Genomic DNA, 8673 nt, shown 5'->3' with positions numbered 1-8673 from the left:
CCTCCCTCCCGTGCTTGTTCAAGCACCCGTGACCCCCCGCGTGGCCATCATCGGTGGCGGCCCCGCCGGGCTGATGGCGGCCGAGGCCCTGCTGCAGGGTGGCGCCTCGGTTGATCTCTACGACGCCATGCCCTCGGTCGGCCGCAAGTTCCTGCTCGCCGGCAAGGGCGGGCTGAACCTCACGCACAGCGAGCCGATGGACGCGTTCATCGGGCGCTATGGCGATCGGCGCGACGACGTCGCGCCCTGGCTCGATGCGCTGAACCCGACCGACCTGCGTGAGTGGGCGGCGGGCCTGGGCATCGACACCTTCGTCGGCAGTTCCGGCCGCGTCTTCCCGGCCGAGATGAAGGCCGCGCCGCTGCTGCGCGCCTGGCTGCACCGGCTGCGCGCAGCGGGCCTGCGCCTGCACATGCGCCACCGCTGGCTGGGCTGGGCACCGGGCGAGAGCCGCTCGGCCCTGCCCGCCGCGCTGCGCTTCGATGCGCCGTCCGGCGAGCAGGCCGTGCAGGCCGACGCGGTGGTGCTGGCGCTGGGCGGCGCCAGCTGGCCGCAGCTCGGTTCCGATGGTGCCTGGTGGCCCGGCCTGGCCGCGCTGGGCGTGGCCGTGGCGCCGCTGCGGCCGTCGAACTGCGGCTTCGATGTCGGCTGGAGCCCGTACTTCGCCCAGCGCTTTGCCGGCACGCCGGTGAAGTCGGTGCGGCTGATGGCGGTCGACGCGATGGGCCAGCGTTTCGACCGGCCGGGCGAGTTCGTCGTCACCGCCGGCGGCATCGAGGGCAGCCTGGTGTACGCCGCCTCGGCGCTGATCCGCGACACGATCGAGGCGCAGGGCAGCGCCACCATCCACCTCGACCTGGTGCCGGGGCGCGACCTGGCGCGGCTGTCGGCCGCGCTGGCCAAGGGCCGCGGCACGCGCTCGCTGCCCAACCACCTGCGCGAGCAGGCTGGGCTCGATGGTGTCAAGGCCGCGCTGCTGCGCGAGCGCTGGTCGGCCGACGAACTGGCCCGGCGCGTGGCCCAGGACGCGGCCGGGCTGGCCGCCGAACTGAAGGCCTGGCCGCTGGTGCTGACCGCGCCGCGCCCGGTGGCCGAGGCCATCAGCACCGCCGGTGGCGTGCGTTTCGAGGCGATGGACGCGCGGTGCATGCTGCGCGCCTGCCCCGGCGTGTTCTGCGTCGGCGAGATGGTGGATTGGGAGGCGCCCACCGGCGGCTACCTGCTCACCGCCTGTCTGGCCGGCGGCCGCGCAGCGGGCCGCGGCGTGCTCGACTGGTGGCGCCAGCAGGCCGCCGATGGCGCCAGAATCGGGCCATGATCACCGTCCACCACCTGAACCATTCGCGCTCGCAGCGCGTGCTGTGGCTGCTGGAAGAGCTGGGTGTGCCCTACCGCATCAAGCAGTACGCGCGCGATCCGCAGACCCATCTGGCGCCGCCCGAGCTGCTGGCGGCGCACCCGCTGGGCAAGTCGCCGGTGATCACCGACGACAAGGTGACGGTGGCCGAGACCGGTGCCATCGTCGAGTACCTGATCGAGCGCCACGGCGAGGGCCGCCTGGCGCCGGCCCTGGGCACGCCGGCGCACCTGCGCTACCGCTACTGGCTGCACTTCGCCGAGGGCTCGGCGATGCCGCCGCTGCTGATGAAGCTGGTGTTCGACAAGATCGCCGAGGCGCCGATGCCCTTCCTGGTGCGGCCGGTGGTCAAGGGCATCTGCGCCAAGGCGCAGGACGTGGTGGTGTGGCCCAACCTGAAGCGCCAGCTCGACTTCATGGAGAACGAACTGGCCGAGTACGGCTGGTTTGCGGGCGCTGACTTCAGCGCGGCCGACATCATGATGAGCTTCCCGCTCGAGGCTGCCGCCGCCCGCGCCGGGCTGGACGCGTCGCGCCCCCGGCTGATGGCCTTCCTGCAGCGCATCCATGCGCGTCCGGCCTACCGGCGAGCCCTGGAGCGCGGCGGCCCCTACGACTACGCCAGCTGACCGGGTGCGGTGGTGGCGTCGCCGGCCGAGCACCAGTCGACGTGCGGTTCGTCCCGGGGCACCGTGGTGCCGAGGGCTCCGCAGGCCGGTCGCCTTGACCCCGGTCCAGGCGCTGTGCCATTCCTACCCCCCCGCCTGAGGGGGATGGCGGCATTTCCCCACCTCGAGTCCAGGAATCCCCACAGGTTCGGCGCTAGCATCGTGGCGTTGTAAGCGTGTGTAGTGACTTGTGCCGTCGTGTGACGGTCGGTTCCTTCAGCGCCTGACACATCGGCCACAGAGCCTGTCGAAAGGGAAGAGCATGAACCGCACGCCGCAATCCTTGGTCCTGGACACCGTCGTCCGCATGGTGGTGCCGATGCGCCGCGAATTTGGCTGGTCACTGGACGTGATGGCCTTCATGCGCGACGCCGCCTACGCCCGGCAGGTGATCGCCAAGGCCCTGGAAAGCCAGGAGAAGCGACTGCGCGACTACGGTGCCTTCGTCGACCAGCAGATGCGCGACGTGCTGGCCAGCGTGGTCACGCCCGCGGTGCCCGCGCCGGTGACGAAGGCCCAGGCCCGCCTGGCCGACCACCGCCGCCTGGCCGTGCGGCGCCTGATCGACCTGGTGGGGCCGGTGGGTGAATCGGTGGCCATCCGCATCGAACGCGCCCCCGACGCCGCCGCGCTGGCCCAGGCGACGGTGCAGGCGCAGCAGCTCGTCACCGCCCTGCGCGGGGCCCAGGCCGGCCGCGATTACCTTGTGGCCGTGACGCCGGCCAAGGTGGCCGACTCCAGCTTCACCGGCGAACTGGCCTGACGCGCGGCGGCCCGCCGGCGCGGGCATCGCCTGGGCCGGCCGGGCTCAGGTGGCGTTCGAGCCCCGATGCGCCCAGCCGGTGATGCGCTTCTCGAGCACCGAGAAGAACTCGTACATGCCCATCGCCATCGCGCCCACCACCACCAGGCCGGCGAAGGCCAGGCCCATCTGCATCGACGAGCCGGCCGACACCAGCAGGTAGCCGATGCCCTCGTTGCTGGCCGTCATCTCCGACACCGTGGTGCCCACGAAGGCCAGCGTGATGGCCACCTTCAGCGAGCCGAAGAAGTAGGGCATCGAGCGTGGCAGCCCCACCTTCACCAGCACGTCCCAGCGCTTGGCGCCCAGCACGCGCAGCACGTCTTCCAGCTCGGGCTCCAGCGTGGCCAGCCCGGTGGCGATGTTCACCGTGATTGGGAAGAACGAGATCAGGAAGGCGGTGAGCACCGCCGGCCCCACGCCGATGCCGAACCACACCACCAGGATCGGCACGAAGGCCGCCTTGGGCAACGCGTTGAAGCCGGTCATCAGCGGGTAGATGGCGGCGTAGGCCAGGCGCGAGCTGCCGATCAGGAAGCCCAGCAGCACGCCCACGACGATGGCGATGCCGAAGCCGACCATCGTCACCCAGTAGGTGCGCCAGGCGTGCTTGGCGATCTCGCCCTTGAATTCGAGGAACTGCGACCAGATGCGCGCCGGGCTGGGAAAGATGAACTCGCTGACGTTGAACACCGTGCAGACCAGCTGCCAGACGGCGATGAACAGCACCAGCAGCGCCCAGGGCGCCCAGGTCTCGAGCTGTTTCTGCTTCATGCCGTTGCCCCGGTGGCAGGGCGGCCCATGGTGTTGCGCACCGCGCCGATGTGGCCACGCAGCTCGTGCACGATGTCGGTGAACTCGGGCGTGTAGGTCAGCTCGAGGTCGCGCGGGCGCGGCAGCTCGATCGATCGGCGCACCACCATGCGGCCCGGGCTGCGGCTCATCACGTACACCGTGTCGGCCAGGAACACGCTCTCGCGCAGGTCGTGCGTGACCAGGATGACGTTGAACTTCTGCGCCGCCTGCAGGTCGCGCAGCGTGCACCACAGTTCTTCGCGGGTGAAGGCATCGAGCGCGCCGAAGGGCTCGTCGAGCAGCAGCATCTTCGGCTCGTGCACCAGCGCCCGGCAGATGCTGGCGCGCTGCTGCATGCCGCCCGACAGCTGCCAGGGGAACTTGTCTTCGTAGCCGCCCAGGCCCACGCTCTGCAGCAGCGCGCGGGCCTTGGCCTCGTACTCGGCGCGCTTGGCCTTGAAACTGGAGCGGTAGGGCTCGACGATCTCCAGCGGCAGCATCACGTTCTGCACCGTGGTGCGCCAGGGCAGCAGGCTGGGCGCCTGGAAGGCCATGCCGGTGATCTTCAACGGCCCGGTCACCGGCTGGCCGCCGATGGCGATCGAGCCCTTGCTCGGGCGCTTCAGGCCGGTGGCCAGCTTCATGAAGGTCGACTTGCCGCAGCCCGAGGGCCCGACGATGGCGATGAACTCGCCCTCGCCGACGGCCAGCGAGATGTCCTCGACCGCGAAGTGGCCCTGCGCGAGCAGATCCTCGTTGTAGGCCAGCCAGACGTTGCGGAAGTCGACGAAGGGGGTCACTTCGACCCCGTCACTTCTTCGCCGCGGCCTTGGCGCCGAAGATGTCGCGGTCGGCGGCCGAGGGCAGGAAGCTGCCGTTCCAGACGGCGTCGGGGTTGACGCGGGTCTTGGTGGCGAAGGCATCGGCCACCTGGCTGGCCATCAGTGCCAGGCGCGGGCCCTTGACGTCGCCGAAGCCTTCGGCCTTGGCGTCGGCGGTGGCGATCGACGATTCGATGGCCAGCCGCAGCCGGCGCTCTTCCAGTGCGGCGTTGACGATGCCGTCACGCTCCTTCACCACCGCGGTGGCGGCCACGGGGTCGGCGATCACGGCCTTGGCGCCCTTGGTGAAGGCGCGCAGGAAGGCCTTCACCGCCTCGGGGTTCTTCTTCAGGAATTCTTCGCTGGCGATGATGGCGTTGCCGTAGAGCTTGACGCCATGGGCCGGGAACATCTGCACCGCGATCTCGTCGGGCTTGATGCCGCGCGCCTCGAGGTTGAGCAGGCTGGTGAAGTAGAAGCCGGTGATGGCGTCGACATCGCCCTTGGCGAGCATGGTCTCGCGCAGCGGCGGGTCCATGCTGACCCAGTTGACGGCGCCGATGCCATTGGCCTTCTGGAAGATCGGGAAGGCGCGGCGGCCGGCGTCGAACACCGGCGCGCCGAGCTTCTTGCCGGCCAGGTCGCCCGGGGTCTTGATGCCGGTCTTCTTCAGCGAGAACACGGCCGCGGGCGTGTTGTTGTAGACCATCATCACCGCCACCGGCTTGTTCGGCGCGGTGGGGTTGTTGGCGTGGAACTCCATCAGCGCGGCCAGGTCGGCAAAGCCCATGTCGTAGGTGCCCGACGCGACGCGGTTGACGGCGTTGCCCGAGCCATTGCCGGCGTCGACCGTGACATTCAGCTTCTCGGCCTTGAACAGGCCCTTGCTCACCGGCAGCAGGAAGAAGGCGCTGGGGCCCTCGAAGCGCCAGTCGAGCTGGAACTTGATGGCGGTGTCCTGCGCGTGGGCGGGCAGGGCGGCGGCGAGCGTGGCGAAGGCGGCCACGGCCAGGCAGGCACGGCGGGTGAGGGCGCTGAACGACGACATGAGGGGCTCCGACGACTGGTTTCGAGTTGGGGTTCTGGATTCCGCAGTCAGCAAGAACCGTGCTTGCCGGACCGCGATCTGATGATAAGCCGCGGCACGGCCGGCACTGCTTTGGGGCGCCGCGACCCGGCAGACCCGATGCCGCGCCCCGTCATGCACCGGAGCAGGGCGGATCAGCCCGCCAGCAGTTCGCTCAAGGCCCGCGCAATGACCTTCGTGGCGCGGCGCAGGTCGTCCAGCACCAGGTGCTCGTCGGCGCGCTTGGCGTTCGACTCCAGCACGGTGCGCGGGCCGGCGCCGTAGATCACCGCCGGCACGCCGTGTGCGCCGTACAGGCGCACATCGGTGTACAGCGGCGTGCCGCTGGTGGGGATCGGCTCGCCGAACACCGCCTGGCCGTGGCGCTGCAGCGCGGCCACCAGCGGTGCGTTGCGGTTGTCGGGCTTCAGCGATTCGGCCAGCAGCAGGCGCCTGATCTCGACGCGCACGCCCGGGCAGGTCGCCACGGTGGCCTCGATCAGGCCGCGCACCTCGGCCTCGACCGCGGCGGAGTTCTCCTCGGGGATCATGCGGCGATCGAGCTTGAGCACCACCTTGCCGGGCACGACGTTGGTGTTGCTGCCGCCTTCGATGCGGCCGACGTTGAGGTAGGGGTGGGTGATGCCTTCCACCTTCGACAGCCTGGTGCGCAGCACGTCGTTGTGTGCGTACAGCGCGGTGAGCAGCTGGTTGGCCGCCTGCAATGCATCGACGCCGGTGTGTGGGTAGGCCGCGTGCGACGCCAGGCCGTGCAAGGTCACCTCCATCTGCAGGCAGCCGTTGTGGGCCGTGACCACCTGGTAGCTGAAGCCGGCGGCGATCAGCAGGTCGGGTTTGGTCAGGCCCTTGGCCAGCAGCCAGCCGGGGCCAAGTTCGCCGCCGAACTCCTCGTCGTAGGTGAAGTGCAACTCGACCGCGCCCTTTGCCGGCGGCGCCACTGCCGCAAGTGCGCGCAGCGCGAAGGTGAAGCTCGCAAAGTCGCCCTTGCTCACTGCCGAGGCACGGCCGTAGAGCTTGCCGTCGACGACCTCGCCGCCGTACGGAGCGTGCGTCCAGCCGTCGCCCGGCGGCACCACGTCGCCATGCGCGTTGAGTGCGATGGTGCGGCCGCCCTCGCCAAAGCGCTGGCGCACGATCAGGTTGGTGATCGACTGCAGGCCGTACGCCTGCACCTCGGCCGCCGGCACGGCGTGCTTTTCCGCTGTCAGGCCCATGTCGGCCAGCAACTCGGCGGTGCGCTCGGCGTGTGGCGCGTTGTTGCCGGGCGGCGTGTCGGTGGGCACCTGCACCAGCGCCTGCAGGAAGCGCACCTCCTCGTCGAAGTGGGCATCGACCCAGGCGTCGAGGGCGTTGAAGTCGGTGGCAGAGGCTGCGGTCATGCGAGGTGCTCGAGGAGGTGGGAGAAGGCCTGGACCACCAGTTGCGCATCGTGCGCGGTGATGGTCTCCAGCGGGTTGTGGCTCATGCCCGAGTTGCCGCCGCGGACGAACAGCATCGCCTGCGGCATGGCCTCGTGCAGCTTCATCGCGTCGTGGCCGGCGCCGCTGGGCATGCGGAACACCGGCAGGCCCAGCGACTGCACCGCGGCCTCCCAGCGCTGCTGCCAGTCGGGTGCGCTGGGGGCGGCGGCGGCACGAAGGGTTTCCTCCAGCGTGTGGGCCACGCCGCGCCGTGCGCAGATGGCCTGCAGCTCGGCGCACACGTCCTTGGCCAGGGCATCGCGAGCTGTGTCGGTGGTGGCGCGCAGGTCGAGGCTGAAGCGGCATCGTCCCGGCACCACATTGATCGAGCCGGCCGGCACCTCCAGCATGCCGACGGTGCCGACCACGTCGGGCACGGCGGCCGCACGCCGCTCGACGAACAGCGCCAGTTCGGCCACCGCCAGCGCGGCGTCGCGCCGCTGGCCCATCGGCGTGGTGCCGGCGTGGCTGGCCTGGCCGGCGACCTCGCCGAGGTAGCGCACGCTGCCATTGATCGAGCGGACCACGCCCAGCGGCAGGTCCATGGCGTCGAGCACCGGGCCCTGCTCGATGTGCACCTCGACGAAGCCGAGGTAGCGCGAGGGATCGCGCCGTTCGCCGGCGATCGCGTCCATCGTCGCCGGCAGGCCGGCGGCGCGCATCGCGTCGCGCATCGAGACGCCGTCGGCATCGGTCTGGTCCAGCCAGGCCGGGTCGAACTGTCCGACCAGCGCGCCCGAGCCCAGGAAGGTGGCCTTGTAGCGCTGGCCTTCCTCCTCGGCGAAGCCGACGACCTCGAAGCCGAAGGGCAGGCGCCGGCCGGCGCGCGACAGCTCGCGCACGCAGGCCATCGGCACCAGGATGCCCAGGCGGCCGTCGTACCTGCCGCCGTTGCGCACGGTGTCGTAGTGGCTGCCGGTGAGCAGGCGCTTCGAGGACGCGTCGCTGCCGTGGTAGACACCGACGACGTTGCCCACCGCGTCCAGCCGCACCTCGTCGAAGCCGCACTCGCGCATCCAGCCCTGCAGCAGCGCGGCGCAGGCACGGTGCGCCTCGGTGAGGTAGGTCACTGTGAGCTCGCCGGCTTCCTTGAAGCCGGGGTCGCTGTGCACCGCCATCGCCTCGGCCCAGTCCCACACCTGCTCGCCGAGCGTGGGCGTCTCGCCGAACTTGTCGGCCAGCCGGATCTCGGCGATGCGGTGGATGTTGCGCAGGCACTCGGCCAGCTCGAAGTCAGGATGGCCCTGCAGCCGGCGCTCGAAGGTGGCCATGATCTGGTGGCGGTCCAGGCCCGTGCCGCGCGGGCCGCGCACGGCCAGGATGAAGGGCCAGCCGAACTTCGCGTTGTAGTCGGCGTTCATCCGCTGGATGCGCGCGAACTCGTCGGGCGTGCAGTCGGTCAGGCCGGCCTTGCCCTGTTCGTTCGTCGATTCGGCGGTGAGCGTCTTGCTCACCATGGCCTTGCCGGCGAGTTCTGGGTGGGCGCGGATCAGCGCGATCTGCCGCTCGCGGCCGGCGTCGCGCACCACCTGCACCATGGCGTGCTTCAGCGCGGCCAGCGTGGCAAAGGGGCGCCTGGCCAGCGCCTCGCGGGCGATCCAGGGCGAGTGTTCGTAGGTGCCGTCGAGCCAGGCGCAGGCCTCGTCGAGCGGCGCGGTGTTGAGTTGAGCAAGGGTCAGCATG

Annotated in this window: 8 protein-coding genes; 3 read left to right on the top strand and 5 right to left on the bottom strand. The window is 70.6% G+C overall.

Features of this window, described 5'->3' with window-relative positions; translation table 11 throughout:
• Positions 1 to 10: 10 nt before the first annotated feature.
• From EOINJALH_RS18465 to EOINJALH_RS18455, 3 genes are all read left to right on the top strand, one after another.
• On the top strand, positions 11 to 1318 hold the full coding sequence (locus EOINJALH_RS18465; RefSeq protein ID WP_088282744.1) for a TIGR03862 family flavoprotein: 1308 nt from the start codon (positions 11 to 13) through the stop codon (positions 1316 to 1318).
• A complete protein-coding gene (locus tag EOINJALH_RS18460) occupies positions 1315 to 1986 on the top strand; it encodes a glutathione S-transferase family protein (protein WP_088282742.1) in 672 nt (223 codons plus the stop codon). Before EOINJALH_RS18465 ends, EOINJALH_RS18460 begins: the two co-directional genes overlap by 4 nt.
• A 301-nt stretch (positions 1987 to 2287) precedes the next feature.
• Positions 2288 to 2788 (top strand): hypothetical protein, encoded by a 501-nt coding sequence (locus tag EOINJALH_RS18455; RefSeq protein ID WP_088282740.1) that lies wholly within the window; start codon positions 2288 to 2290, stop codon positions 2786 to 2788.
• A gap of 45 nt (positions 2789 to 2833) precedes the next feature.
• Here EOINJALH_RS18455 and EOINJALH_RS18450 read toward each other — a convergent pair whose 3' ends face one another.
• The 5 genes from EOINJALH_RS18450 to uraD form a co-directional block, all read right to left on the bottom strand.
• The gene (locus EOINJALH_RS18450) at positions 2834 to 3601 is read right to left on the bottom strand and encodes an ABC transporter permease (protein WP_088282738.1); all 768 of its coding nucleotides are present in this window, start codon (positions 3599 to 3601) and stop codon (positions 2834 to 2836) included.
• On the bottom strand, positions 3598 to 4422 hold the full coding sequence (locus EOINJALH_RS18445) for an ABC transporter ATP-binding protein (RefSeq protein WP_088282736.1): 825 nt from the start codon (positions 4420 to 4422) through the stop codon (positions 3598 to 3600). Before EOINJALH_RS18445 ends, EOINJALH_RS18450 begins: the two co-directional genes overlap by 4 nt.
• Positions 4423 to 4432: 10 nt before the next feature.
• Positions 4433 to 5491, bottom strand: coding sequence for an ABC transporter substrate-binding protein (locus tag EOINJALH_RS18440; RefSeq protein ID WP_088282735.1), 1059 nt, complete (start codon positions 5489 to 5491; stop codon positions 4433 to 4435).
• A 173-nt stretch (positions 5492 to 5664) separates the two neighbouring features.
• Entirely contained in the window at positions 5665 to 6909 is a 1245-nt protein-coding gene (locus EOINJALH_RS18435; RefSeq protein WP_088282733.1) for a M20/M25/M40 family metallo-hydrolase, read from the bottom strand.
• Positions 6906 to 8672, bottom strand: a complete 1767-nt coding sequence (uraD, locus tag EOINJALH_RS18430; protein WP_404872776.1) for a 2-oxo-4-hydroxy-4-carboxy-5-ureidoimidazoline decarboxylase — start codon at positions 8670 to 8672, stop codon at positions 6906 to 6908. Before uraD ends, EOINJALH_RS18435 begins: the two co-directional genes overlap by 4 nt.
• Between the last annotated feature and the right edge of the window lies 1 nt (position 8673).

This window comes from Ideonella sp. A 288 (assembly GCF_002198735.1).
In the GTDB taxonomy this organism is placed as follows: Bacteria; Pseudomonadota; Gammaproteobacteria; order Burkholderiales; family Burkholderiaceae_C; genus Pseudaquabacterium.
This window is presented reverse-complemented; position numbering and strand designations above follow the sequence as displayed.